Source organism: Streptomyces sp. ISL-98, from assembly GCF_018614055.1.
Lineage (GTDB): Bacteria > Actinomycetota > Actinomycetes > Streptomycetales > Streptomycetaceae > Streptomyces > Streptomyces spiramyceticus.
Genome location: NZ_JAGGPB010000028.1, coordinates 99,897 through 125,756 on the forward strand (window position 1 = coordinate 99,897; position 25,860 = coordinate 125,756).

19 protein-coding genes and 1 other RNA gene are annotated in these 25,860 nt (G+C 70.7%); 5 read left to right on the top strand and 15 right to left on the bottom strand.

The window, feature by feature from the left end:
- Nucleotides 1–51: 51 nt before the first annotated feature.
- The 6 genes from J7I98_RS20295 to J7I98_RS20320 form a co-directional block, all read right to left on the bottom strand.
- A complete protein-coding gene (locus tag J7I98_RS20295; protein ID WP_214922324.1) occupies nt 52–1,200 on the bottom strand; it encodes a uroporphyrinogen-III synthase in 1,149 nt (382 codons plus the stop codon).
- A 114-nt stretch (nt 1,201–1,314) separates the two neighbouring features.
- On the bottom strand, nt 1,315–2,646 hold the full coding sequence (locus tag J7I98_RS20300) for a NarK/NasA family nitrate transporter (protein ID WP_214922221.1): 1,332 nt from the start codon (nt 2,644–2,646) through the stop codon (nt 1,315–1,317).
- A 105-nt stretch (nt 2,647–2,751) separates the two neighbouring features.
- The gene (locus J7I98_RS20305; RefSeq protein WP_214922223.1) at nt 2,752–3,978 is read right to left on the bottom strand and encodes an acyltransferase; all 1,227 of its coding nucleotides are present in this window, start codon (nt 3,976–3,978) and stop codon (nt 2,752–2,754) included.
- Nucleotides 3,975–6,098: a bifunctional polysaccharide deacetylase/glycosyltransferase family 2 protein gene (locus J7I98_RS20310; protein ID WP_214922226.1), complete on the bottom strand. Its 2,124-nt coding sequence runs from the start codon at nt 6,096–6,098 to the stop codon at nt 3,975–3,977. Before J7I98_RS20310 ends, J7I98_RS20305 begins: the two co-directional genes overlap by 4 nt.
- A gap of 78 nt (nt 6,099–6,176) precedes the next feature.
- Complete coding sequence (locus J7I98_RS20315; protein ID WP_214922228.1) at nt 6,177–7,040, bottom strand: hypothetical protein; 864 nt, start codon at nt 7,038–7,040, stop codon at nt 6,177–6,179.
- Nucleotides 7,041–7,264: 224 nt separating this feature from the next.
- Nucleotides 7,265–8,230, bottom strand: coding sequence for a LysR family transcriptional regulator (locus J7I98_RS20320; protein ID WP_214922230.1), 966 nt, complete (start codon nt 8,228–8,230; stop codon nt 7,265–7,267).
- Nucleotides 8,231–8,313: 83 nt separating this feature from the next.
- Here J7I98_RS20320 and J7I98_RS20325 point away from each other — a divergent pair, with 83 nt between their 5' ends.
- The gene (locus J7I98_RS20325) at nt 8,314–9,654 is read left to right on the top strand and encodes an MFS transporter (protein WP_214922232.1); all 1,341 of its coding nucleotides are present in this window, start codon (nt 8,314–8,316) and stop codon (nt 9,652–9,654) included.
- 21 nt (nt 9,655–9,675) lie between these two features.
- Nucleotides 9,676–10,098 (top strand): hypothetical protein, encoded by a 423-nt coding sequence (locus tag J7I98_RS20330; protein ID WP_214922234.1) that lies wholly within the window; start codon nt 9,676–9,678, stop codon nt 10,096–10,098.
- Nucleotides 10,099–10,154: 56 nt separating this feature from the next.
- Here J7I98_RS20330 and ssrA read toward each other — a convergent pair.
- From ssrA to ftsE, 5 genes are all read right to left on the bottom strand, one after another.
- Nucleotides 10,155–10,525, bottom strand: a transfer-messenger RNA (tmRNA) gene (ssrA, locus tag J7I98_RS20335).
- 109 nt (nt 10,526–10,634) lie between these two features.
- Nucleotides 10,635–11,120 carry an SsrA-binding protein SmpB gene (smpB, locus tag J7I98_RS20340; RefSeq protein WP_214922236.1) on the bottom strand — a complete coding sequence of 162 codons (486 nt, stop codon included), beginning with the start codon at nt 11,118–11,120 and terminating at the stop codon, nt 10,635–10,637.
- Nucleotides 11,121–11,138: 18 nt separating this feature from the next.
- On the bottom strand, nt 11,139–12,305 hold the full coding sequence (locus J7I98_RS20345) for a S41 family peptidase (protein ID WP_214922238.1): 1,167 nt from the start codon (nt 12,303–12,305) through the stop codon (nt 11,139–11,141).
- Nucleotides 12,306–12,373: 68 nt separating this feature from the next.
- The gene (gene ftsX / locus J7I98_RS20350) at nt 12,374–13,291 is read right to left on the bottom strand and encodes a permease-like cell division protein FtsX (RefSeq protein WP_214922240.1); all 918 of its coding nucleotides are present in this window, start codon (nt 13,289–13,291) and stop codon (nt 12,374–12,376) included.
- A gap of 9 nt (nt 13,292–13,300) precedes the next feature.
- A complete protein-coding gene (ftsE, locus tag J7I98_RS20355; RefSeq protein ID WP_214922242.1) occupies nt 13,301–13,990 on the bottom strand; it encodes a cell division ATP-binding protein FtsE in 690 nt (229 codons plus the stop codon).
- A 257-nt stretch (nt 13,991–14,247) separates the two neighbouring features.
- On the opposite strand from ftsE, the gene J7I98_RS20360 reads away from it, so the two are divergent.
- Nucleotides 14,248–14,439, top strand: a complete 192-nt coding sequence (locus J7I98_RS20360; protein ID WP_214922244.1) for a hypothetical protein — start codon at nt 14,248–14,250, stop codon at nt 14,437–14,439.
- A gap of 171 nt (nt 14,440–14,610) precedes the next feature.
- Here J7I98_RS20360 and J7I98_RS20365 read toward each other — a convergent pair whose 3' ends face one another.
- The 4 genes from J7I98_RS20365 to J7I98_RS20380 all read right to left on the bottom strand — a co-directional run bounded on the left by J7I98_RS20365 (nt 14,611) and on the right by J7I98_RS20380 (nt 20,040).
- Entirely contained in the window at nt 14,611–15,486 is an 876-nt protein-coding gene (locus J7I98_RS20365) for a hypothetical protein (protein ID WP_214922246.1), read from the bottom strand.
- Nucleotides 15,487–15,754: 268 nt separating this feature from the next.
- Nucleotides 15,755–16,864 (bottom strand): peptide chain release factor 2, encoded by a 1,110-nt coding sequence (gene prfB, locus J7I98_RS20370; protein WP_214922248.1) that lies wholly within the window; start codon nt 16,862–16,864, stop codon nt 15,755–15,757.
- 111 nt (nt 16,865–16,975) lie between these two features.
- Entirely contained in the window at nt 16,976–18,253 is a 1,278-nt protein-coding gene (locus tag J7I98_RS20375; protein ID WP_214922250.1) for a serine/threonine-protein kinase, read from the bottom strand.
- Between the two features lie 137 nt (nt 18,254–18,390).
- Entirely contained in the window at nt 18,391–20,040 is a 1,650-nt protein-coding gene (locus J7I98_RS20380) for a serine/threonine-protein kinase (RefSeq protein ID WP_214922252.1), read from the bottom strand.
- Nucleotides 20,041–20,503: 463 nt separating this feature from the next.
- Between J7I98_RS20380 and J7I98_RS20385 the strand changes: the two genes are divergently transcribed.
- Nucleotides 20,504–24,292 (top strand): FtsK/SpoIIIE domain-containing protein, encoded by a 3,789-nt coding sequence (locus J7I98_RS20385; protein WP_214922254.1) that lies wholly within the window; start codon nt 20,504–20,506, stop codon nt 24,290–24,292.
- A 253-nt stretch (nt 24,293–24,545) separates the two neighbouring features.
- Nucleotides 24,546–25,859 (top strand): ABC transporter substrate-binding protein, encoded by a 1,314-nt coding sequence (locus tag J7I98_RS20390; protein WP_251020895.1) that lies wholly within the window; start codon nt 24,546–24,548, stop codon nt 25,857–25,859.
- The last annotated feature ends 1 nt before the right edge of the window (nt 25,860 follow it).

Consider the following 25,860-nt stretch of genomic DNA (forward strand, 5'->3'; position numbering starts at 1 on the left):
GGGGAGGCGGGGGGGGGGGAAGCGGAACGCCCCCGGTTCATGCCTCCCGGTTCACGCGTCCGCGTACTTCGTGTCTGCCGACGGGTCCAATGCCAGGCGGTAGCCGCGTTTGACCACCGTCTGGATGAGGTTGGGCGCGCCCAGGGCCGTGCGCAGGCGGGCCATTGCCGTTTCGACCGCGTGTTCGTCGCGACCCGAGCCGGGCAGTGCGCGCAAGAGGTCCGCGCGGGAGACGACCCAGCCGGGGCGCCGCGCGAGCGTTCGCAGGAGGGACATTCCGGCGGGCGGCACGGGGCGTACCTCGCCGTCCAGGAGCACGGCGTGGCCGCGGATTTCGACGCTGCGGCCGGCGACCGGCAGCGTACGGGCGCGGCCCGGGAGCTCGCGGCAGATCAGCTGGACGAGCGGGCCGAGCCGGAAGCGGTCGGGCTGGACCGTGTCGATGCCCAGCGCCTGGAGGGGGAGTGCCGTGACCGGCCCTACGCACGCCACCAGTACGTCGTGGTTCAGCGCGGCCAGCAGTTCCGGGAGCATCCCGCGCTCCTCGGCCCGGGACAGCATCGACGCCGCCGCCGGGGCGCTGGTGAAGCTCAGTGCTTCGAGGCCGCGGCCGACCGCAGCGTCGAGGAGGCGGTCGAGCGGGGCGATGTCCTCGGGCGGCATCCAGCGATAGACAGGCACGCCGACGACTTCCGCGCCCGCGGCCCGCAGCGCTTCGACGAAGCCGGGGAGTGGTTCGCCGTGCAGCTGGATCGCGATACGGCGGTCCGCGACGCCCTCCGCGAGGAGCCGGTCGAGGACTTCGGCCATGGACTCGGAGGACGGCGACCATTCCTCCGTGAGGCCCGCCGCGCGGATCGCGCCCTTGACCTTCGGGCCTCGGGCGAGGAGTTCGACGCCCTGGAGGCGGGCGAGGAGGTCCTCGCCGAGGCCCCAGCCGTCCGCCGCCTCCACCCACCCCCGGAAGCCGATCGCCGTCGTCGCGATCACGACGTCGGGGGCCCGGTCGATGAGCTGTTTGGTGGTGGCGAGGAGTTCGCTGTCGTCGGCGAGCGGAACGATCCGCAGGGCCGGCGCGTGGAGTACGGAGGCGCCGCGCCGCGTCAGCAGCGTGCCCAGTTCGTCGGCACGCCGGGCCGCTGTGACACCGACGGTAAAGCCCTCGAGGGGGCCTTGCTGCTCTGCATGCGTGGCGGACATGTCGTACCCGGCTCTCATACCGCTGTGCTGGTTCATGCGGATGGCCGAGCCTGTCACCAGCACGTGACAGGCTCGGTTCCCGAATATTTCCCCGCCGTTAACGGGGCTGGCGGATCAGACCTCCGCATAGGTGAGCTGCGGCTTTGCCTGTACCGCGACCGGCCGCCGAAGGTATACCGCCCAGGTCAGCGTGAAGCACACAGCGTAGAAGGCGAGGAAGGAGGCGAAGGCCGCCGTGCCCGTCCCGGCGGTGAGGAAGGACTGGCGGAAGGCCAGGTTGATCGCGAGCCCGCCGAGCGCGCCGACCGCACCGATCAGGCCCATCGAGGCCCCGGAGAGCCGCCGCCCGTACGCCGCGGCCGCCTCGCCCGTCATGCCCTTGGCCAGCGCCTTCGCCTGGAAGATCGCGGGGATCATCTTGTACGTCGAACCGTTGCCGAGGCCGGTCAGGACGAAGAGGGCGATGAAGCCGGTCAGGAAGACCGGGAGCGACTCGGAAACGGAGGCGTAGACGACGACCCCGGTCGCACCGGCCATCGCGGCGAAGTTCCACAGCGTGATGCGGGCGCCGCCGAAGCGGTCGGCGAGGGAGCCGCCGAGGGGGCGGATCAGGGAGCCGAGGAGCGGGCCGATGAAGGTGAGCGAGGCGGCCTGCAGCGGCGTACGCCCGAACTGCGTCTGGAGGACCAGGCCGAAGGCGAAGCTGTAGCCGATGAAGGAGCCGAAGGTCCCGACGTAGAGGAAGGACATGATCCAGGTGTGCGGGTCACGCACGGCGGCCTTCGCCGCCCCTGTGTCGTTGCGTACGGGCGCCAGGTTGTCCATCCGCAGCACGGCGCACACGGCCGCGACGATGATCAGGGGGATGTACGCGGCGAGCAGGATGCGGGGGTGGGTCGCGCCCGCCGTGCCGATGACCAGCAGGCCGACGAGTTGCACCACGGGTACGCCGATGTTGCCGCCGCCCGCGTTGAGGCCCAGCGCCCAGCCCTTCTTACGGAGCGGGAAGAAGGAGTTGATGTTCGTCATGGAGGAGGCGAAGTTTCCGCCACCGACGCCGGTGAGGGCCGCGACCACCATGAAGGTGGTGTAGGAGGTGCCGGGCTCCATGACGGCGTACGCCGCACCGGTCGGCAGGAGCAGCATCAGCGCGCTGAAGACCGTCCAGTTCCGGCCGCCGAAGCGCGCTACGGCGAAGGTGTACGGGACCCGGACGAGCGCCCCGATCAGGGTGGCCGTCGCGATCAGGAAGAACTTCCCGGCCGGATCCACGCCGTACTCCGGGCCCATGAAGAGCACCATGACGGACCACAGGGTCCAGATGGAGAAGCCGATGTGCTCGGAAAGTACGGAGAAGAGCAGATTGCGCCGGGCAATCCGCTCCCCCGTTTCCTTCCAGAAGGTCTCGTCCTCGGGGTCCCACTGTTCGATCCACCGGCCTGCCATGACGCGCCTCCACGGGTATCGGGTCGTGGAAGCGACGCTAGGTACGGCGGATTTCAGTCCCGTGCCGTGAGGTGACCGGCGCGCAACCTTGCTCTCACCCAGCGGTCAGTGCTTGTGTGAGCGGCTTGCCTTCCGCGGTGATCCATTGGGCCACAGGCGGGGCTTGCGCTGGGCTGCGACGTCTTCCAGCCAGCCGACGGTAATGATCATCAGGCCGATGAGCGGCCAGACGACGATCAGCATCAGCGTTGTGTACGCGTCCTCGATGTAGCCAGAGTACGTGGGCCAGACGCCCGGGATCTCGAAGAGCAGGTCGATGACGGGGATGGTCGCCATGATCAGCATGTTGTGCCAGAGGTAGATCGTCACCGCCCGGTTGTTCGCCAGCGTGATCACCGTGTCGAAGCCCTTCAGCTTTGTTGGGAGTTCCTTCCAGGACGGCGAGTACTGGAGGAGGATCACGCAGAAGCCGAACGACCAGCACGCCTGGGCGAGCGGGATGTCGTTGAGGTCCCAGCCGTCCGCGGTGAGATGGCCGGACGCCCACCACAGGCCGAACGCCATGACCATCGCGGACACGGACACCGAGATGTAGCGCGGGACCTGCTGGAACAGGCCGTCGTTGTGGGCGAAGCCGAGCATCCAGCAGGAGGCGTACACCGCGAAGTCGGTGAGGGCGTTGCCGGCCTCGCCGGGGATCGTCACCAGGCCGGTGCCGATGACCGCGGTGACACCGAGCGGCGCGAACAGAGCCACCCAGGGGACCCTGCGGAACGCCCACAGCAGCAGCGGCGACGCGATGACGAACCACAGGTAGGCGCGGATGTACCAGAGGGGACCGGCGGCCTGGACCGCCCAGGTGTCCTCCAGGAGGCCCGGCTTGTCACCGCTGTGCCAGGGGTACGGCGGGGCGCCGAGCGGGAAGACGTAGTTGGCGAGCTTGACGAACCACCACAGGCCTTCCTCCTTCAGCGGCTCCCAGCCGAAATAGAACATGATCGGCACGATGGTCAGCGAGAACGCCCACATGGGCGGCAGCAGCCGTCGGATACGGCCACGGATGACGCCCGCCGCCGGGCGCTTCAGGGAGCGCGCCATCAGCGACCCGGCCAGCGCGAACATCACGCCCATGGACGGGAAGAGCACGGTCAGCCAGGCCCAGCCGAAGATGTGGTAGACGACGACGCGGACGAGCGCGACGGCCCGCAGCACGTCGAGATACCGGTCGCGGCCGGGCGGTCCCGCCGTGGGCGCGGCGGACGGACGTGGCCCGGCCTGTGCCCGCGGCATCGCGGCGGTGGCGTCGATCGGGCCGGTGGTACCGAAGGTCATGCGACGGGCCTCTTCTCGTTGCTCCGCTGACGCTGCGCCGGGATGGAGCCGGGCGCCTCGACCACACCGGTGCGGCGCAGCTTCTGCCAGCGCAGCCGGCCGCCGGTGAGTGCGGTGATCCAGGACTGGAGCAGCACGACGTACATCAGCTGCCGGTAGAGGATCTGCTGGAGGGGCAGCGAGATCAGGTGGGTCATCTTCTCCCGGTCGAGCCGGAAGGCGTACGCGGCGCAGACCGCCTGGATGGCGAGCACGCCGAGCCAGGCGACGACGGTCTTCTGGGTGGGGCCGAAGACCAGGCCGTACAGCAGGAATACGTCGATGAGCGGCGCCAGCAGCGGGAACAGCACCATGAAGAGGGAGACGAGCGGAAGGCCCACCCGGCCGAAGCGCCCGGAGGGGCCGCGTTCGATGACGGCGCGGCGGTGCTTCCAGATCGCCTGCATGGTGCCGTAGCTCCAGCGGTAGCGCTGGGACCACAGCTGCTGCACGCTCTCCGGCGCCTCGGTCCAGGCGCGGGCCTTCTCCGCGTACACGACGCGCCACCCGTCGCGGTGCAGCGCCATCGTGACGTCGGTGTCCTCGGCGAGGGTGTCCTCGCTCATGCCGCCGAAAGGGTGCAGCGCGTCGGCACGGAAAGCACCGACCGCGCCGGGGATCGTCGGCATGCAGCCCAGCAGGTCGTACATGCGGCGGTCGAGGTTGAAGCCCATCACGTACTCGATGTGCTGCCACGCACCGATGAGCGAATCGCGGTTGCCGACCTTGGCGTTGCCCGCGACGGCGCCGACGCGCGGGTCGCCGAAGGGCTGGACGAGCTCGCGGACGGTGGCCGGCTCGAAGACCGTGTCGCCGTCCATCATGACGACGATGTCGAAGCGGGCGTGCGCGATGCCGTTGTTGAGGGCGGCGGGCTTGCCCGCGTTCTCCTGGCGTACGACGCGTACGTTCGGCAGGCGCATCGCCTCGACTATGTCCGCCGTGCCGTCCGTCGAGCCGTCGTCGATGACGATGACCTCGATGGGGTGCTCGCTGGACATCAGGGAGCGCACCGTATTGGCAATGCACTCGCGTTCGTTGTACGCCGGGACGAGCACCGAGACGGGGCGGGTGACCGGCGGGCCCCAGCTGAACGTCCGCCTGCGCACCTTGCGGGCGTGCAGGACCGACAGCAGCAGCATCAGGCCGAAGCGCAGCATGACGAGGACGCCGATGGCGGCGAGGCCGACGACCAGGACGCTGGTGGTCTTCTCGGAGAACGCCACGGCGTAGACCCAGGCCTTGCCCTTCCACAGCTCGGGTCCTGTGACCTCCGTGTGGGCGGAGGGGGCGCCCAGGGCCTCGGTGAGGTTGGTGAACCGGTAGCCGCGCTCCTTCATCGAGGGCAGGAAGCGGTCGAGTGCCGCCACGGTCTGCGAGCGGTCGCCGCCGGAGTCGTGCATCAGCACGATCGAGCCCTCGGTGCCCTTGGGCGTGGCGCGCTTGATGATCGCCTCGACGCCGGGGCGCTTCCAGTCCTCGGAGTCGGTGTTGTTGAACGCCGTGATGTAGCCGCGGCTGCCGATGTACTGGGTGACCGGCCAGGACTTGTTGTCGAGGGCGTCGGAGAACGAGGAGTACGGCGGGCGGAAGAGGGAGGTACGGATGCCGGCCGCGCCCGCGATCGCGAGCTGGTTCTGGGACAGCTCCCAGTCGATGCGGGACTTGGTCTGGAAGGAGAGATCGGGGTGGTTGAAGGTGTGCAGCCCGACCTCGTGCCCCTCGTGCACCATCCGCTCGACCAGGTCCGGGTGGCGCGAGGCCATCGTGCCGGTCACGAAGAAGACGCCGTGCGCGTCGTGCTGCTTGAGCTTGTCGAGAACCTTCGGCGTCCACAGGGGGTCGGGGCCGTCGTCGAAGGTCAGGACGAGCCTGCGGTCGGGGATGCTCAGCGCTTTGGGGTCCTGCGCGCTACGCGCGTCGATGACCGGGCCGCCCTTGAGTATGCGCTCGGGGACCTGGTCGATGGGGGCCGGGGGGCGGACTCTGTGGTCGGCGAGGATCTCGCTGTGTACGTAGCCGCGCAGCATCAGCATGGCGAGCAGCGCCACCAGGAAGAGCGAAGGCAGCAGATAGCGCATGGGGATACGGCGCCGAATGGTGCGTCGCCGTCTGCGGGTGGCGCGAGCGGTGCGCCTGCCGTGGGATGCCATCTCTGACTACGTGCCTTTCGCGGCAAATTCGCTGGTGGTGCCGCCCGTGCCGGCGTCCGGGTCGGTGCCGGCATCGGGGTCGGTGCCTGGGTCGGTGCTGCCCGGGTCCGTGGGGTCGGTGCCCGTGCCGGGATCGGTGGCCGGGTCGGTGCCCGGGTCGGTGCCCGTGCCGGGATCGGTGCCGGCGTCCGGGTCGGTGCCGGGGTCGGTCGCCGGGTCCGTGCCCGTGTCGGGGTCCGGGTTCGTATCGGGGTCGGTGTCGTCGTTCTGAGGCGGGCGAGCACCGGCCGGGGCGCCGGTGCTCTCGGTGGCCGGTTGACCCGGCTCGGGAGCGACGGGCCTGCTGGTGCTCGACGTGCCGCCGACCGCGGGCCGCGCGGTGGTGCTTGCCGATCCGGTGGGTGTCGCGCCCGGCGTCTGCCCGGGGGTGCCCCCCGGATCGAGGGGATCGTCGGGGGCGGGGGAGATGTCGACGGTGTCCGGCTGCTTCTTGTCGTCGGCGAGACCGGGTATCGGAAGCCAGGGCGCGGTGGAGTTGCCACCGGCCAGGGCGACTATGAGGGTGATGGCGTAACAGGCACAGGCGGTGGCGAGAACCCAGCCGACGCGGCGGAACTTCTTGCTCCTGTTCCCGCTCTCGTCGACGAACACCGGCCCGTCGGAGCCCTCCTGGGGCTCCAGGGCGCCCGGCAGCTCCGACACCGGCCGGCCGAGGCCGTCGAACTGCACCGATTCGTCGAACTGCGCCGCGCGGTCCAACTGCACAGTGCCGTCGAACTGCACGGCGTCGTCGAACTGCTCCGCACCGTCGAACTGCCCGATGCTGTCGAACTGCCTGGTGCCGTCCGACTGCACAGTGTCGAGCTGCACAGTGACGTCATTGAGATCTTCGGGATACCCGAACCGGGCATCCGCATCCCCTCGCCAATTCTCCACAGTCGTACGCACATCCCCCACACAGAAAGTGATTCGGGTGCGCACGCGACTGCTGGATACCTGCCTCGGACCGGGCCCCCACCCACCCCGAGCGCCCCCTACCACACCGCACCCAGGCGATGAATGTAGCGCACGAGTATGACAGTAGGGCTGCCGAGTCAGGTGTTGTTGAGCATCAGTGACATATCAGCTTCGGGCAGCCAGCTCCCGGCGGGCATTTCCAGCCACTTGTGGCGCTTCACAAGCTCATCTATCACCCCATTTAGTACGTCAAGACCCTTATGTCTGAGCCCTTTTCGCCACACAAGTGAGATGGGCGACAGCGGCACAGGGTCGACGACCGGCCGCAGTTCCATGCCCGGCACCGCGATGAATTCAGTACTCGCCAGTACCGACCAGCGCCGCTTGCGGACCAGCCGTACGAACTCCTCCGCGCCCTCGATCTCCGGGAACGGCGCCGCAACCTCGATGCCCCGCCCCTCGAAAAGCCTGGCCGCAAGATCGGTCCACTCCGCGGTCGCCGGGTTGCCCGCCCCGGCGTAGAGCGTCTCTCCCGCGAGCGCGTCCAGCGGCACCTCGTCCAGTGCGGCCAGCGGATGGTCGTCGGCCAGCAGCACGGCCATGCGCTCGAAGCGCACCGGCCGGTGCTCCAGCTGGTCCAGCACCGCCGGGTCGAGCCCGGCGACCCGCCCCGACGAGACATCGAGCCGGCCGCCGACGATCGAGGCCGCGGCGCCCGTGAGCCCGCTGTGGAAACGCCCGACGAACTCGATGTCGGGCGCGGCGGCCCGGGCTGCCTCCAGCACCCGGTAGCAGGTGCCGACCGGCGCCCTGACGTCCACCAGCAGCGGCCGCTCCTCGTGCGCCCATGCCGCGCCCAGTTCGTCGTACGCCGCCAGCACCCGTCGCGCGTACGGCAGGAGCCGCTCGCCGTCCGCCGTCAGCGACACGCTGCGGGTGGACCGTACGAACAGCTGGGAGCCCAACTCCCGCTCCAGCCGTCGGATGTCACGGCTGAGCGCCTGCTGGGCCGTGAAGAGCCGGGCGGCGGCGCGGGTGAAATGAAGGTCCTCGGCCACGGCCTCGAAGGCGCGCAGCAGCCGGGGTTCTATGTCATGGGGCACGCCGCGAACCTACAACGCATGTGCGTGAATCGGCGCCCAGAAGGTGTTGGACCGCAGGTGGGACCCACCCCGAGGGTTGATCCATGCCCCTATACGAAGCCCCCTCCCCCATGCTGGCCGTTTCCGGCGACGTACTGATCGCCATGGACCGGCGCCCTTCCCGGCAACGCCCCCCGCGCGAGCCGAAACGCCTCAGACCCGGGCGCCTCTCCCCGTACCGCCGTCTCTTCGCCACGCCCGGCGCCCGCGCCTTCACCGCGGGCAGCCTCGTCGCCCGCATCCCCATGGGCATGTTCAGCGTGAGCGCCGTCATGATGATCGCCGGATCGCGCGGTTCGTACGCCCTCGCAGGCGCCGTCACCGCGACCGGCCTCGCCGCCACGGCCCTGGTGGCGCCCTGGACGGCCAGGCTCGTCGACCGACACGGCCAGGCCCGTGTCGCGGTGCCCGCCGCCGCCGTCGCCGTAATCGGATCGCTGGCCCTGCTGCTGTGCGTGCATTACGACGCACCGGCCTGGACGTTCTTCGCCGCGTACGCCGCCACCGCCACCACCCCCAACACGGGCGGCATGTCCCGCGCCCGCTGGTCCCATATCCACCGAGCCTCTACGCCGGAAAACGCAGCGGCCCGGCACACCGCCAACTCCTTCGAGCAGGCCGCCGACGAGCTGTGCTTCATGCTCGGCCCGGTGGCCGCCGCCTTCCTCTGCTCGGCCCTCTTCCCCGAGGCCGGCACGCTGACCGGCGCGGTCCTCCTGATGACCGGCACGCTGATCCTCGCCGCCCAGCGCGGTACGGAACCACCCGTCTCGCCCCGCTCCAGGGGCGTCCGCTCGCCCCTCCACCTGCCCGGCATACGCGCCCTGCTGACCGTCTTCCTCGCCACCGGCGCCGTCTTCGGCTCCATGGAGGTCGTCACCCTCGCCTACGCCGACGACCGGGGCCACGGCGCCGCGGCGGGCGCGGTGCTCGCTCTCCAGGCGGCGGGGTCCTGCGTCGCGGGCCTGCTGTACGGGTCCGCGCGCCCGGCGGCCGACGTGGGGCGCCGGCTGCTCGCCTGCGTATCGGCGATGACGGTCCTGATGTCGCTGCCGCTGCTGGCGGCTTTCACCGGCTCGCTGGCCGCTGTCGCGGGCGCCCTGCTGCTGGCGGGCGCCGCCACGGCCCCGACGATGGTCACCGGTATGACGCTGATCCAACGCGTCGTCCCGCAGGCCCAGTTGAACGAGGGCATGACGCTGGCCGTCACCGCACTGCTGGGCGGAGTCGCGGTCGGCGCGGCGAGCGGCGGCTGGATCGTGGAGCACGCGGGCGCCGCGTCGGGCTACTCGGCCCCGGTGGCAGCCGCGGGCCTCGCCCTGCTGCTCTGCGCTACGCTGCACCGCCCCCGGAAGCGGGGGCGCACATTCCGCTCATTGTCTTGATTCCGCTCAGGGGAGGGCCTCATGGCCGTAAAGAAGTCGACGATCCAGCAACAGGTCGCCGCGGCCATCGCGCAAGCCAATCCGGCCGACCGTCCGATCGTCACCATCCAGGCCATCGCAGGTCCGAGCCCGTGGCTGATGAGCATGCTGGGCCTGATCGGCCAGGCATTTCTCACTTACTACTTCGTCACCGCGACCGAGCAGGCCGTGGTCATCCACAAGGCGAGCCGGTGGAGCAACCGCCCGCAGGAGATCGTCTACGCGCTGCCCCCGGCCGAGGCCGGCCGCCTGGTCAGCGGCATACAGCGCAACACCGTCTGGAGCGTCTTCCAGCTCCAGCTGCCGAACGAGCCGAAGCCGACCCGGATGAACGTCCACCGCATATGGCGCGGCGAGATGGACCAGCTGCTCACCCTGCTGACCGGCGTACAGCCCGCGGTCTGAGACATGACTGAGGCCCCGCTGTCCTGGGACGGCGGGGCCTCGGCCTCACATGGGAATTGTGGAGATGGCGGGAATCGAACCCGCGTCCAACGGTGCAGAACCAGGGCTTCTCCGAGTGCAGTCCGCTACGTTTTTCTCGGCCCCGGAGATCACACGGACAAGTCTCCGACGGGCTCAGTCACTGTTTGATTTCCCACCCGATCCCGTGACCGGACCGAGTGGTTTAGTTCCCTTGATGATGCCAGGATCCGGGTCGGGAACACCCCCGGGCTGACACTTCGCTAAGTCGCTACTTAGGCAGCGAGGGCGAAGGAATCGCGCTTGGAATCGGCGATTATTGGTTGCGACATATGGTTAACGAGATCATTGCCGCTTCCTCGACTCGCTTCCCCTGCCTCGACATCCGCTGTCGAAACCGATCATCCCCATGTTTATTTTTCAAGGTCGCACCCCACCAGCGGTGGAGTGCAGTCCCCATCGTACGTGACCAACGCACGACGGTGCCAGCGTATTCCTGCCGGCCCGGCGGCCTGTCCTCAGACCTGCCCGCGCTCCCTGCGCTTCACAGCCGAGATCGCACGGTTCGTCTCCCGCAGATCTTGCTTCTCGCGCAGCGTCTGCCGCTTGTCGTACTCCTTCTTGCCCTTGGCCAGCGCGATCTCGATCTTGGCCCGGCCGTCCTTGAAGTACATCGCGAGCGGCACGATCGTGTGACCCGTCTCCTGCGTCTTGCTCGCCAGCTTGTCGATCTCCGCCCGGTTCAGCAGCAGCTTGCGCTTGCGGCGCGCGGAGTGGTTGGTCCACGTCCCCTGGGTGTACTCGGGTACGTGAATGTTGTGCAGCCACGCCTCGCCACCGTCGAGCTGTACGAAGCCGTCCACCAGCGAGGCGCGTCCCTGGCGCAGGGACTTCACCTCGGTGCCGGTCAGGACCATCCCGGCCTCGTAGGTGTCGATGATGAGGTAGTCGTGCCGCGCCTTCTTGTTCTGCGCGATCATCTTGCGCCCTTTTTCCTTAGCCATAGTGCGTTCATTTTCGCACTACGACCCTCCCCCGAGGCCACTCAATACTGTCCGGGCCCGTTCCTCGGCCCGCTCGCTCACCGCGAGGTCCGGGCTGATGCCCCTGCCGTCGACATTTCGCCCCGCGGGAGTGCGGTAATGGCCGACGGTCAGCTCGGCGACGGAGCCGTCGGGAAGGACACTCGGCATCTGGACCGAGCCCTTGCCGAAGGTCCGCGAACCCACAGTGACCGCACGGCCACGGTCCTGGAGCGCGCCGGTGACAAGCTCGGCCGCGCTCATCGTGCCGCCGTCGACCAGCGCCACCACGGGTCTCTCAGTGTCGCCGCCCGGCTCGGCGTACAGGGCGCGCTGTGAGCCGTGCACGTCGTACGTCGCCACCAGGCCGCCGTCGAGGAAGGCGGAGGCGGCGGTGACCGCCTCGGTGACCAGACCGCCGCCGTTGCCGCGCAGATCCAGCAGGACGCCGTGATCCTTGGGTACGGCCCGTACCGCGTCGCGCACCTGCTCGCCGGAGCCCTTGGTGAAGGACGCCACCTTGACCAGCGTCGCACCGTCCGTGAGCCGCTGGACCGTGACGGCCTCGGTGGTGAGGCGGGCGCGGCGCAGCGTCTCGTGCCACTCCCGCCCGGCGCGCTCCAGGCCGAGTACGACGGACGTGCCGGCCTGCGCCGTGCCGTCGCCGCGCAGCAGTGCGACGACCTCGGTGACGGGGCGCTTCTCGACGCGGCGGCCGTCGATCGTACGGAGCTGGTCGCCCGCCCTGACGCCTTCGAGCTCGGCGGGGCCGCCGGGCTGGACCCTGGCGACCTCGATGCGTCCGTCGCGGGTGCGCTTGGCCCACAGTCCGACGCCGGTGTACTCGCCGTCGAGTGCCTGCTGGAACTCCTCGTACTCGCCCTGGTCGTACACCGCGCCCCACCGGTCCCCGCTGCGGCTGACGACCTCCTCGGCCGCCTCCTTGCCCGACTTGCCGTCGGCCATGGCCTCGACCGCGGCGTCGGTGACTTCGTCGCGGTGGACGGTGACGGCGACCGAACTGGCGGAGAGGGAGGGCGTTTTCTCGTCGTCGAGCTGCCAGCTGTCGGTGGCGGCGGCGGTGGCGAGGACGGTCGCGAATACCAATGTCAGGGCCGCCCCGCGGCGTACGCCGCGGGACTGAAGGCTGAGTTCCGAGCCCAACATGGCGCTGAGTCTAGGACAAACAAAGGGCGCCGTACGGTTGGTTGACCGCACGGCGCCCAGGGCTCATGTCACACCTTGAGGTACTTGCGCAGCGCCACGAAGGCGGCGAGCGCGGGCATCAGCAGGCCGATCGCGATCACGAGCGGCAGCTTTGCGAGCACCGCGTCCCAGCCGATGAAGTTGACGAGATTCAGCTTCTCGGACAGCGCCAGGCCGTGGTCGATCAGGAAATACCGGCCGACGAGCAGCATGACGCACGCGAATCCGCCGCCGATCAGGCCCGCGAACGCGGCCTCCATGATGAACGGCATCTGGATGTAGAAGCTGGAGGCACCGACGAGCCGCATGATGCCCGTCTCACGGCGCCGGCTGAACGCGGACACCCGTACGGTGTTGACGATCAGCATCAGTGCGATGACGAGCATCAGGGCCATCACGCAGAGCGCGGCCACATTCATGCCGTTCATCAGGTTGAAGAGGTTGTCGAGGATGCCGCGTTGGTCCTGGACGGACTGCACCCCGTCCCGGCCCGCGAACGCGGTCGCGACCACCTTGTACTTCTCCGGGTCGTCGAGCTTGACTCGGAACGACTCCTGCATCTGGTCCGGGGTGATGGTGTCGGCCATCGACGAGTCCCCGAACTGCTCCTTGTAGTGCTTGAACGCCTGGTCGGCGGACTCGTAGTCGACGCTCTTGACGATGTCCATCTTGTCGAGGTCGGCCTCGATCTGCTTCTTCTGCTCCGCGGTGACCGCTCCCTTGGAGCACTTGGCAATGGTCTCCGCGTCGTTCTTGTTGCAGAAGAAGATCGAGACATTGACCTTGTCGTACCAGTAGCCCTTCATCGTGCTCACCTGCTCTCGCATGAGCAGCGCGCCTCCGAAGAGGGCGAGTGAGAGAGCGACGGAGATGACCACCGCGAAGGTCATGGTGAGATTCCGGCGGAGACCGACGCCGATCTCCGACAGGACGAACTGGGCGCGCATGGCGTCCTTTCAGTGCTGGTAGCCGTAGACACCGCGAGACTGGTCGCGCACGAGGCGGCCCTTCTCGAGTTCGATGACGCGCTTGCGCATCTGGTCGACGATCTGCTGGTCGTGGGTCGCCATCACCACAGTGGTGCCTGTGCGGTTGATGCGGTCCAGCAGCTTCATGATGCCTACGGAGGTCTGCGGGTCGAGATTTCCCGTCGGCTCGTCGGCGATCAGCAGCATCGGGCGGTTGACGAACGCCCTCGCGATCGCCACCCGCTGCTGCTCACCACCCGAGAGCTCGCCGGGCATCCGGTCCTCTTTGCCGCCGAGACCGACGAGATCGAGAACCTGGGGTACGGACTTGCGGATCTCTCCGCGCGACTTGCCGATGACTTCCTGCGCGAACGCGACGTTTTCCCCAACGGTCTTGTTGGGAAGAAGGCGGAAGTCCTGGAAGACGGTGCCGAGCTGGCGCCGCATCTGCGGCACCTTCCAGTTGGACAGGCGCGCGAGGTCCTTGCCAAGGACGTGCACCATGCCGTGGCTGGCGCGCTCCTCACGCAGCAGCAGCCGCAGGAAGGTTGACTTGCCGGAGCCGGAAGAGCCCACGAGGAAGACGAACTCGCCCTTCTCGACCTCCAGGGAGACATCCCTGAGGGCGGGGCGGTTCTGCTTCGGGTAGGTCTTGGAGACGTTGTCGAATCGGATCACGGGTGCACCACGGTCGCCGGGAGTAGGTGTGCGTGACCATACGCGACGTGGGCAGTCGTCCGCAGTCCGCGTCCTGGGATGGGCGATTTATCACGGATCGGCGACCGGACTTGCACGTAACAGAACGGTCGTAACCCGGCGGGCCGCGCCGTAACGCGTGGCAGCTGGCACAGTGGAAGGGGGAACAGTCGCGTTTCCCTGAGCGTTGGGCGGAGAATAAGAGCTTGCGGCTCCGCCGCGCGGGAGGAGGAAAGCGCATGACCTATGACCGACTGGTGTGCGCGAACTGCGCGGCCCCGGTGGCCCAGGGCCGTTGCCGTGTCTGCCGCGCCCACAGGGAGCGGTTGCAGCAGGAGGGCCCGCTGGGCGGGCTGAGTCCTGTGGTGCTGGTGGTACTCGTAGCGCTGCTGGTGGCCGCGGCGGCCCTGCTCGCGCACCAGACCGCGTAGCACGAGCAAGGACGGCGCACGGGCAAGCACGGCGTACTCGCGAGTACAGCTGCGCGGTACGACGGATTCCGCCGCTCGCGACCTTCTAGGGCCCTCTGGGGGCCTGCCAGACAAAGGGAAGGGCCCGGGGCGCTCAGCGCGCTCCGGGCCCTTCTTGTACGCCTAGCTGGTTCAGACGGCGGTGCGGCCGTTGACCAGGCGGGGCAGCATGCGGAAGCCGATGCCACCGGCGATCATCGTCGCGGCGCCGACCAGCAGGAACGTGGTCTCGGCGGCGCCCGTCTCGGCGAGCTCCTCCTTGGCCTTGCCCTGCTCTACCGGCTTGGAGCCGGCGCTGTCGGTGTCGGTGTTGTCCTCGCACTCGGCGCCGTCGAGGTCGACGGTGCAGGTGCCGGTGTCGCCGTCGGAGCCACCATCGGTGCCACCGTCGCCGTTGCCGCCGGAGTTGCCGTTGCCACCGTTGTTGCCGTTGCCACCGGTCTCGTTGCCGCCGGTCTCGTTGCCCGGGTCGGTCGGGTCAGACGGGTCGGTCGGGTCCGAGGGGTCGCTCGGGTCCGTCGGGTCCGTCGGGTCCGTGGGGTCGGTCGGGTCCGTGGGGTCCGTGGGGTCGACCGGGTCGGTCGGGTCCGTGGGGTCCGTGGGGTCCGTCGGGTCCGTGGGGTCGACCGGGTCCGTGGGGTCCGTCGGGTCGGTCGGGTCGACCGGGTCCGTCGGGTCGACCGGGTCGGTCGGGTCCGTGGGGTCGAGCGGGTCGAGCGGGTCCGTCGGGTCGGCGGGGTCAGCCGGGTCGGCGGGGTCAGCCGGGTCGGCCGGGTCCGCGGGGTCAGCCGGGTCGGCCGGGTCCGCGGGGTCAGCCGGGTCCGCCGGGTCCGCGGCGACGGCGATGTCGAGGCCTTCCTGGTCAACCTCGGCCTTGGCGCTGAGGCCACCGAGGTCGACACCGATACCGACGGCCTGAGCGGCGCCCGCGGCGGTCAGCGAAGCACCGGCGGCAATCACCGCACCGGCTGCTATACGCGCAACGCGGATCCGCGTCTTCTTGGTCATCTGCTTGCTACCCCCAGTAGCTGAATTCGTCAGTGGAGCAGCGCAAGGGGCGGCAGCCGCTGGGGGTTTGAAAACTCCCCCCGATCACACGCGCCCCAGGGATACGCATGCCGCGCGTCAGCTTTCCCAGTTTTAAAGGGAACGTCAAGGTCGTTGCGTACGCGATGTCCCAAAATGACGTCAGTTGACCGTCGTACGGGAATGCGACTGTGACACAAAAGGCAACTGCCGCCTCAAGGGCGGCAGTTACTGTGTCGACAAAGCGAGTTTACTTCTCCTGCTGCTTGCGCCAGCGAATTCCGGCTTCCAGGAAGCCGTCGATCTCGCCGTCGAGAACCGCCTGCGGGTTGCCGACCTCGAAGTCCGTCCGCAGGTCCTTGACCATCTGGTACGGGTGCAGGACGTACGAACGCATCTGGTTGCCCCAGGAGTTGCCGCCGTCGCTCTTGCCGAGGGAGTCCATGAGCGCCTGCTCCTCCTGGCGGCGGCGCTCAAGGAGCTTCGCCTGGAGGACGTTCATGGCGCTCGCCTTGTTCTGGATCTGGGAGCGCTCGTTCTGGCAGGAGACGACGATGCCGGTCGGAACGTGCGTCAGACGGACTGCGGAGTCCGTGGTGTTGACGCCCTGGCCGCCGGGGCCCGAAGCGCGGTAGACGTCCACGCGCAGCTCGGACTCGTCGATCTCGATGTGGTCGGTCTGCTCGACGACCGGCAGCACCTCGACGCCCGCGAACGACGTCTGGCGGCGGCCCTGGTTGTCGAAGGGCGAGATGCGGACCAGGCGGTGCGTGCCCTGCTCCACGGAGAGCGTTCCGTAGGCGTACGGCGCCTTGACGACGAAGGTGGTCGACTTGATGCCGGCCTCTTCCGCGTACGACGTCTCGTAGACCTCGGTGGAGTAGCCGTGGCGCTCGGCCCAGCGGAGGTACATGCGCTGGAGGCGCTCGGCGAAGTCGGAGGCGTCGACGCCGCCGGCCTCGGCGCGGATGTTGACCAGCGCCTCACGCTCGTCGTACTCGCCGGACAGGAGTGTCCGTACTTCCATCTCGTCCAGCGCCTTGCGGACGGCGATGAGCTCGGCCTCCGCCTCCACGAGGGTGTCGGCGTCGTCCTCGGCCTCGGCGAGCTCGAAGAGCACAGAGAGGTCGTCTATCCGGCTCCGGAGGGCTTCCGTCTTGCGGAGCTCGGCCTGGAGGTGGGACAGCTTGCTCGTGATCTTCTGCGCCGCCTCGGGGTCGTCCCACAGGGACGGGGCCGCGGCCTGCTCCTCGAGCACGGCAATATCGGCCCTCATGCTGTCGAGGTCCAGGACGGCCTCGATCGACCCCATGGTCGAGGAGAGGGACTTGAGCTCTTCGGAAACATCGACGACTGCCACGGGTCCAGCGTAACGGCACGGCGGCCAAGCGTTCCCCCTCGGCCGGTACTGCGCCTTTCTCCGCCCTTGCCCTGCGGGCTACAGCCCGGCTACGGCTTGGGCTGCGGCGGGCTACGGCTGGGCCGGGGACGACTGCCGCGTGTCCTGGGGGGCGGTTTCCGGGGTGTCGTCCGTCACGGCCAGCCAGCCGCCGACGCCCAGGGCTGCGGTGATCACGACCGCCGCCCCGCCGAGCAGGATGCGGCGCCTACGGACCGTGTCCGACTTGTGGCGAGCCGAACCGGGACGGCGCTGGCCCGCCGCACGGGGAGCGCGGGCCGTGCCCCGTGCGCCGCCGGCCAGCTCGTCGGGGGCCGGGACGCGCATGCTCGTATGGGTGTCGCGGCTGGAGTCGAGGGCCGAGCCCGGCACGAGCGGGACGGCGCCGCGGCGGCGCGGTTCGTCGGGTCCTGCCGACCGCTGGGAAAGGTCGCCGTACGCCGCGCCTGCCGGGTTTGCTTGGTTTGCTGCGTATCCGTCCTCCTCCGCCTCCGAGTCCGGCTCGTCCACGTCCAACGGCGGCATTCCGGCGAGGAGGGGCAGCTGGTCGCGGAGGCGGGCGGAGAGCTCGGAGGCGCGCAGCCGGGACGCCGGGGCCTTCGCCAGGCACTGGACGATGAGCTGCCAGAGCTCTTCCGGGATGCCGGGGAGGGGGACGACTGTCTCGGTGACGTGGCGGCGCAGTACGGCGCCGGGGTGGCCGCCGCCGAAGGGAGTGAAGCCCGCCAGGAGTTCATACAGGACGGTGGCCAGCGCGTAGATGTCGACGGCGGCGCGGGGCGGCAGGCCCTCGACGATCTCGGGGGCGAGGTAGTCCGGCGTACCGATGATCTTCGTCGCGCGGGTGCGGCGCGGGGTGTCGATCAGCTTGGCCACGCCGAAGTCCGTCAGCAGCGCGGGGTGTGCGCCGCCGGGGCCGAGGGGGCCCTCCATGTCCAGGAGGATGTTCTCGGGCTTCACGTCGCGGTGGACGACGCCTGCCGCATGCGCGGCGGCGAGGCCGTCGGCCACGTCGGCGGCGATCGCGACGGCCGCCTCGGGCGCCAGGCGGCGCTCGCGGTCGAGCCGGGTGCGCAGGTCGGTGCCGCGTACGAGGTCCATGACCAGCGCGAGGTCGTTGCCGTCGACGACGAGATCGCTGACGGAGACGACCCGGGGGTGGTCCAGTCCGAGCAGCGCGGTGCGCTCCTGGACGAAGCGCCCGACGAGCTCCTGGTCGGATGCGAGGTCCTCACGCAGCAGCTTGATGGCGACGGGGCCCTCGGGTCCGTCACCCAGCCACACCGTGCCGGCACTGCCCCGTCCCAGGATCTGGTGGGCGGTGTACCGGCTGCCGATTTTCCGTGCCAAGACTGCTCCCTCAGCGGCGAGACGCCCTCTGACGATCGCCCTGAGGTTACGCGGGCGCCGGGGCGTCGCGTGCCCCGTATGGCGCCAATCCTTGACTTCTGGGGGCGAAATCCACCCCCAGAAGTCGACAAATCAACTCAGCCGGCAGTTCCGGATCCGGGTCCGCCGAGTTCGCTCAGAAACTTCTCGACCTTGTCGTAGACGTCGCCGATCTGGGCGAAGAAGCCCTTCGTCGTACCGATCAACTCCTGGAGCCCGGAGAACTCCCAGATCAGCCAGGACGCCACGAACAGCAGGACGACCATGAACAGGCATCCCTTGAGGCAGCCGAGGCCCGGGATCCGCATCCGGTTGGCGCTGCGGCGGCGCGGCTCGCGGGGCTCGCGCGGCGGGCGCGGGGCCGGCTGAGCGGGCTGCTGCGGCGGCGTGTACCGCTGCTGCGGGGCCGGAGCCTGGGGCTGCTGGTACTGCGGCGGGGGCGGCGGGGCGTACCGCTGCGGGGGCTGCGGACGCTGTTGCTGCTGATGCTGCGGGGGGCGCTGCTGCTGCTGTTGCGCCTGCTGTGGCTGCTGTTGCGGCTGGCGCTGGGGGCGGCGGCGCAGCGGGTCCTGGCTCGGGTCGAGGTACTGGACCTGCGTCTGCTCGTTGCGGTCGCGGGCCGCGCGCAGCTGGCTCTGCCAGGGGTGCGGGTCCTCGGGGCCGGGGGCTCCCTGCGGTACGGGCGGCATGACCGCGGTCGGGTCGGCGGCGCCTCCCTGGTGCGCGCCGGCCGAGGGCATGACGCTGGTCGCGGCACTCGGGTCGTACGAGCCCGCGTTGCTGGGCAGCACCTGGGTCGGGTCGGCGGCACCAGGGGCGTCCGGGACCGGCGCGGGTGCCGGGTCGGGTGCGAGGAGCGCGCCGACGCCCATGGCCGCCTCGACCTGGGCGGCGGACGAGTGCACGCCGACGCCGGCCGAGACGGTGCGCAGGGCGCGGGCGAGGTTCTCGGCGCTGGGCCGCTCGTCCGGTTCCTTGCGCAGGCAGCGCTCTATGACCGTCCAGAGCGGCTCGGGGACGGTGGTGGGGCGGCGGGGCTCCTCGCTGAGGTGGCGGTGGAGCACCTCCAGCGCCGTACCGCCTGCGAACGGGGGACGTCCGGTGACCAGCTCGTACAGCAGGATGCCCGCGCCGTAGATGTCGACGGCGGAGGTCTGCGGGCGCCCCTCGGCGGACTCCGGGGCGACGTAGGCCGGCGTACCGACGAACTCGTGCGTACGAGTGAGGCCCGGGGAGTCCGCGAGGCGTGCGATGCCGAAGTCGGTGAGCATCGGGTGCATCTGGCCGTCGCGCTCGTCGAGCAGGACGTTTGCGGGCTTGAGGTCGCGGTGGACCACGCCGTCGGCGTGGCTGGCGGCGAGCGCGTCCGCGATCTGGGCGGTGAGGAGGGCGGCGGCAACCGGCGAGAAGGGACCGTTGTCACGGAGATAGCGGTGCAGGTCCGGGCCGTCGATCAGGTCCATCACGAGGGCGAGCAGGTCGCCCTCGACGACCAGGTCGCGGGTCCGCACGATGTTGGGGTGCGTCAGACGCAGGAGTACGGAGCGTTCGCGCAGGAAGCGCATCACCACGTCCGCGTCGTTCGCGAGCTCCTCCTTGAGGACCTTGATCGCGACGGTCTCGCCGGGCTGGCCGGCCACGGCCGCCTCGGCGCCTGCGGTCTCACGCTGGCGGGCTCGCCAGACGGTGCCCGTGGCGCCGCGCCCGAGCGGCTCCTCGAGCAGGTATTTGCTGCCTACCGGCCGCACGTCATGCGCTCCCTGCTGCTCGTGGTGTACGCCGTTTCATTGCGTTTCTGCTGCGTTCTACGGCGTTCTACGTCGTCCCGGGCGCTCGGGCCCGCATTCCGACCCACTGTAATGCCGCCCGTGTGCCACTGAACGGGGCACAGGCGGGTCGTGTTCGAGGGAAGACGCACGCATCGCATGGATGGTTGCCGAACATGCGTTCCGCACGTGTCGGCGGCGATGTCACCCTGCGATCCCAACCTGGCACTTTTACGTCCACAGCCGACCAATCAAGATCACTTGGCGGTGGGCGCCGGGCGTGTTGTCAGTGGCAGGTGCGAGGATGCCTGCAGCACGGGACTGTGGAGTCGGGAGCTTCGCGTCACGTGCCGACCTGTACCGGACGACGCGTCCGTGCCGGGTGGGGGGAATCACAGGGCGGCTCCCCTGCCGGGCACTTCGCGCAGAAGGGACCGCTGACGCGATGCAGATCCGGCTGACCGTCCTCGCGCCGCGCAGCGGCCAGAGCACCCACGCCGTGCGTGACGTCCTCGTCACCGCGCCCGCCGGAACAGCGCTGGCCGCCGTGGCCTCGGGCCTGGCCGCCGCGGTGTCCGGTCCCGGTTCGGGCCCCGAGACGACCGGTGCGGTGGTGGTCTACGCGGGGCGGGAGCGGCTCGACGCGCAGCGCTGCGCGCTGGGTGAGCCGCCGCTGGTCGACGGGACGGTGCTGTCGCTGCACGCGCCCGCGCCGGACGGCGAGGCCCCGACGGCCCTGACCGCCCTGACGGAGACCACACCCGCCCAGCTGCACGTGGTGGCGGGCCCCGACGCCGGAGGCGTCCACCTCCTCCACGGCGGCCAGGTCCGCATCGGCCGCTCCACGGACGCGGACGTGCCGCTGGACGACCCGGACGTGTCCCGGCTGCACTGTGCGGTGACGCTGGCGGAGGACGGCCGGGTCTCGGTGGAGGACCTCGGCTCCACGAACGGCACCGCCCTGGACGGCAAGGAAGTCACCGCCCGCCCGGTACGCCTGACCCCGGGTGCGCTGCTGCGCGTAGGCGAATCCGCCCTGCGCCTGGCCCCCGGAAACCACCCCGCAACGCTCCCGGTGACGCCGGACGGCGAGGGCCACCTCCGCGTAACCCGCACGCCGGACGAGACGACCGGAAGCGCGACCCCGGAGGCCCCGATCCCGGGCCCGCACCACGCGGGCACCGGCCCGTACGGCCCGCCCCATGGGGCTGCGCCCGCACCGGGCACCGGCACAACCGCCGGGAGCCCGGCGGGTGCGACGTACGGCCCGTCCCACGGCGGCCACGGCACGCCCGCGCCCGGCACAGGCACCGGCACACCCCCGCAGGGCTCGGTGGCGGGTTCGGGCCACCAGGGTGCGGCGTACGTCGACGGCGGCGTCCTTGCCCCGGCTCCGGCCGCTCCTTCGGCGTACGGCCCGCCCCACGGCGGCGCCGACGTGCCCGCGCCGGGGACAGGCTCCGTGCGGGGTTCCTCGACGCCCGGTGGGCGCCGTGTCTCCGGCCGCCCGCCCGCGGGGGCCGCCCCCTCCTCGGCTTCGCAGAGCGCGGCAGCAGGCGACCGATCCGGCCCCTACCCACACGGCGGCCAGGCCCGTGCGACGCCCGCTGCGGGCGGCACCTACGGCGAGCAGGCGGGGACCTCTCCCGCATCGCCCCCGAGTGACGCGTACGGCCCCGGTGGCCACCCCGGCGCCGCAAGCGCCCCGTACAGCCACGAACAGACGGCATCGCACCAGACCGGCGCCCACTCCGCGTCCGGCGCCCACATCGGCCAGGCCGGGCCCCGGCCCATCGGCCCGCAGGGCAGCGCCGGCTTCGGCGACGGCGCCTACGGCCCCGGCAACAGCCCGAATCGTCCGGACCAAGGCAGCGCCCACAGCGGGCCCGTCCCTGCCGGGAGTGATGTCACGCACGCACACGCCGCCTACGGCAGCGACGGCACCGCCACGGCCGGTGCGCACCCCGGGGACGCGCCCGCCGCCGGGCGCGGTCGCGAGATGTACTCCGAGGCGCCCCGCCGGCGGGGCGGCATAGGGGCCTGGGCCCGGCGGCTTGCCGGGGGGCGGACGGAGACCGTGGACGAGTACGCACCGGCCGAAGCCACTCCGGTCGGGATGCCGCCCGCCCACGGCGTCGACACCGTGCCGTCGGCCACCTCGACCACCGCCGCCCTGCCCGAGGCCTGGCCCGACCCGGCCTCGATCCTGCTCACCGCGCTCGGCCCCGGCCCCCGGCTGTGGGAGCGCGCCCCCGGGCACCCCGAGGCGCTCGTGCTCCGGCTGGGCACCGCCGACCGGGCCGCGCCCGACGGCGGGCGCCCGCTGCCCGCCGTTCCGGTGACCGTGGGGCTGCGGGAAGTGGGCTCGCTGGGGCTCGCCGGGCCCCGCGCACGGCTGGCCGGGCTCGCCCGGTCCGCCGTGGCGCAGCTCGCCGCCCTGCACTCCCCCACAGACCTCGAAATCGTGCTGATCAGTACGGACAGGTCCAGGGCCGTCGAAGAGCGCACCGCCGAGTGGGCCTGGCTCGGCTGGCTGCCGCATCTGCGGCCCGCCCACGGCCAGGACTGCCGGCTGCTCCTCGCGTACGACAAGGACCAGGCCGCCGCCCGCGTCGCCGAGCTGGTGCGCCGCACCGACGAGGAACCGCAGGGGAGCGGCGCCGAAGGGCCGTACACCGTCGTGATCGTCGACGGCGACCCCGGCTCCACCGCTCTGCGCGACGCCACCGCCCGGCTCGCCGCGACCGGCGCTGCGTCCGGTATCCACCTCGTCTGCCTGGCCGAGACGCCCGCCGCCTCCCCTCTGTCCCCGGTCGCCGAGACGTACGAAGCCGCCTGCGCGGTGTCGGCGCCGTTCCGCGAGTGCGGGGCCGCCGCGCTGCTCAGCGGCGATGTGGCCACCGCGTTGCGGCTGTTGCGTACGGCGGGCGGACAGCCCGCGGGGCACGGCACGCTGGGCGCGGTGGACGCGGTGTCCGCCGCCTGGGCGGAGCGTTTCGGGCGGGCGCTGGCCCCGCTGCGTGCGGACGGACCGCCGTCCGGACGTCCCGGCCGCGCCGCCGCGCTGCCCGCCTCCGCCCGGCTGCTGGACGAGCTGGGCCTGGCCAGGGCCACCCCGGCGTCCCTGATGGCACGCTGGGCGGCCGCGGCCGACGACGGTCAGGCGCCGGGAGCCACGCGCGCGTGGGCGGTGCTCGGAGCGGGCCCGCGCGGACCGCTGTGCGTCGACCTGACCGCCGAGGGGCCGCATCTGCTGATCGAGGGCCCGGCGGGCAGCGGCCGCACGGAGCTGCTGCGTTCCGTCGCCGCGTCGCTGGCCGCCGCCGCCCGCCCGGATCGGATCGGTCTCGTCCTCGTCGACGGCGCGGGCGGCGGACGCGGCGACGGCCTGCGCGCCTGCACCGAACTGCCGCACGTATCGACCCACCTGGTGGCGTCCGACCCCGTCCGGATGCGGGAGTTCGCCCAGGCACTGGGCGCCGAGCTGAAGCGGCGCCACGAGCTGCTCGGCAGCCTCGGCTTCGCCGAATGGCACACGAACCGCGAGATCTCCGGCCGGCTGATCAACCAGCGCCCGCCCAGCGCCGCCGAGCAGCGCGGCGACCTCGACCCGGCCCCCAGCGGCACGCTGCGCCTGCGGACCACCACGGCCCGGGCCCAGCAGGCCCGCCCGGACACCGGCCCGTCCCCGCTCCCGCGCCTCGTCGTCCTCGTCGACGACCTCGACGCGCTGGTCGCGCCCGCCCTCGGCAGTACGGGCAGGCCCACGGCGGGTTCGGTCGTACGGGCCCTGGAAGCGGTGGCCAGGGACGGCGAGCGGCTCGGAGTGCATCTGGTGGCCACATCCGCGAGGCCGGACCGTACGGCGGACACCGAGCTGGCCCGTGGGACGCGGCTGCGCGTGACGCTGGACGCCCCGCCGTCCGCCCCCATACCCGACGAGCCTGCGGCGGGACGCGGCAGGCTGCGGCACGCGGACGGTTCCGCGACGCCGTTCCAGGGCGGCCGGGTCACCGGACGCATTCCCCGTACGGCGACTCTGCGGCCCACCGTCGTGCCCCTGGAGTGGGAGCGGATGGGCGATCCGCCGACCCGGCGCCCGGTGCGCGAACTGGGCAACGGGCCGACGGACCTGGCTCTGCTGGCCAGCGCCCTGGACCGGGCGGCCCGTACGGTCAACGCGTCACCGTTGCCGCCTCTCGGCACCCCTGTCACACCTTCCTCCGAAGCCTGACTGGACGTCACGGGCCCATCACGATCACCCAGTTGACAGTGATGGCACTATTGCGGGCCCCCGACCGCCGGGCGTAGACCTGACGCACGGGACAGCGAAACCGGCACCGGCGCCACCTTCGTCCGAGGGCTGCGCCGGTCCGTACGCGCACGGGAGAGACGGGGCAGTGATGCGCACAACTCTTCGCACGCACAGGGCTCACAAGCCGCTCAGGGCTTACAGCAGCCGAAAGGCCCGAAGGGCCGCCTTGGCGATGATCGCCGCGAGCACGCTCGCTCTCACCGCCTGCGGTGGCGACGGCGACAAAACGCCGGAGAACAACGGGGCGAACGCGACGAAGCCGGCGGCTTCCGTCAAGCTCCCCAGGCTGAACGGCGAGGAGGTCCAGGTCGCCGCGGTCTGGACGGGCCCCGAGCAGGAGAACTTCACCAAGGTCCTCGACGAGTTCGAGAAGCGCACGGGAGCCAAGGTCACCTTCGTCCCGGCGCAGGACCCGATCGTGAACTTCCTCGGTACGAAGATCGCAGGCGGATCGCCGCCCGACGTCGCGATGCTGCCGCAGGTCGGCGCGCTCCAGCAGGCCGTGGAGCGCAAGTGGGCCAAGCCGGTCGACGCCGCCACCCAAGGCCAACTCGACAAGAACTACTCGCAGGGCTGGAAGGACATCGGCGCCGTCGACGGCAAGCAGTACGGCGTGTACTTCAAGGCCGCCAACAAGTCCCTGATCTGGTACAACGCCCAGGTCTTCGAGGACGCGGGCGCCGAGGAGCCGAAGACCTGGAAGGACTTCCTGACCACGGCCGAGACGATTTCCGCCTCCGGTGTCACTCCCGTCTCGGTCGGCGGAGCGGACGGCTGGACCCTCACCGACTGGTTCGAGAACATCTATCTCTCCCAGGCCGGTCCGGAGAAGTACGACCAGCTGGCCCAGCACAAGATCAAGTGGACGGACCCGTCCGTGAAGGACGCGCTGACCACGCTGGCCGAGCTGTTCGGCAAGAAGGAGCTCATCGCGGGCGGCCAGGAAGGCGCGCTCCAGACCGAGTTCCCCGCGTCCGTCACCCAGACGTTCGCCGACGAGCCGAAGGCCGCAATGGTCTTCGAGGGCGACTTCGTCTCGGTCAACATCGCGCAAACCAAGGCGAAGATCGGTACGGACGCCAAGGTGTTCCCGTTCCCGGCGGTGGGCGACGAGCCCCCCGTGGTGACGGGCGGCGACGCGGCCGTGGCGCTCAAGGACTCGAAGGGTGCCAAGGCGCTGCTGACCTTCCTGGCCTCCACCGACGCCGCGAAGATCTGGGCCGCGGAAGGCGGGTTCGTATCGCCGAACAAGTCGATGGACGTGGCGGCGTACCCCAATGACGTGCAGCGCGACATCGCGAAGGCGCTGATCGCGGCGGGCGACGACTTCCGCTTCGACATGTCGGACCAGGCACCGCAGTCGTTCGGCGGCACGCCCGGCAAGGGCGAGTGGAAGGCGCTCCAGGACTTCCTGAAGAACCCGAAGGACATCGCGGGGACCCAGCAGCAGCTGGAGTCCGACGCGGCCAAGGCGTACAAGAGCTGAC

Excerpts from the sequence above, each read along its gene's own strand:
- J7I98_RS20295 (WP_214922324.1), bottom strand. The coding sequence starts at position 1,200 with ATGTCCGCCACGCATGCAGAGCAGCAAGGCCCCCTCGAGGGCTTTACC.
- J7I98_RS20300 (WP_214922221.1), bottom strand. The coding sequence starts at position 2,646 with ATGGCAGGCCGGTGGATCGAACAGTGGGACCCCGAGGACGAGACCTTC.
- J7I98_RS20305 (WP_214922223.1), bottom strand. The coding sequence starts at position 3,978 with ATGACCTTCGGTACCACCGGCCCGATCGACGCCACCGCCGCGATGCCG.
- J7I98_RS20310 (WP_214922226.1), bottom strand. The coding sequence starts at position 6,098 with ATGCGCTATCTGCTGCCTTCGCTCTTCCTGGTGGCGCTGCTCGCCATG.
- J7I98_RS20325 (WP_214922232.1), top strand. The coding sequence starts at position 8,314 with ATGCCCCTATACGAAGCCCCCTCCCCCATGCTGGCCGTTTCCGGCGAC.
- J7I98_RS20330 (WP_214922234.1), top strand. The coding sequence starts at position 9,676 with ATGGCCGTAAAGAAGTCGACGATCCAGCAACAGGTCGCCGCGGCCATC.
- smpB (WP_214922236.1), bottom strand. The coding sequence starts at position 11,120 with ATGGCTAAGGAAAAAGGGCGCAAGATGATCGCGCAGAACAAGAAGGCG.
- J7I98_RS20345 (WP_214922238.1), bottom strand. The coding sequence starts at position 12,305 with ATGTTGGGCTCGGAACTCAGCCTTCAGTCCCGCGGCGTACGCCGCGGG.
- ftsX (WP_214922240.1), bottom strand. The coding sequence starts at position 13,291 with ATGCGCGCCCAGTTCGTCCTGTCGGAGATCGGCGTCGGTCTCCGCCGG.
- J7I98_RS20360 (WP_214922244.1), top strand. The coding sequence starts at position 14,248 with ATGACCTATGACCGACTGGTGTGCGCGAACTGCGCGGCCCCGGTGGCC.
- J7I98_RS20365 (WP_214922246.1), bottom strand. The coding sequence starts at position 15,486 with ATGACCAAGAAGACGCGGATCCGCGTTGCGCGTATAGCAGCCGGTGCG.
- J7I98_RS20385 (WP_214922254.1), top strand. The coding sequence starts at position 20,504 with ATGCAGATCCGGCTGACCGTCCTCGCGCCGCGCAGCGGCCAGAGCACC.
- J7I98_RS20390 (WP_251020895.1), top strand. The coding sequence starts at position 24,546 with ATGATCGCCGCGAGCACGCTCGCTCTCACCGCCTGCGGTGGCGACGGC.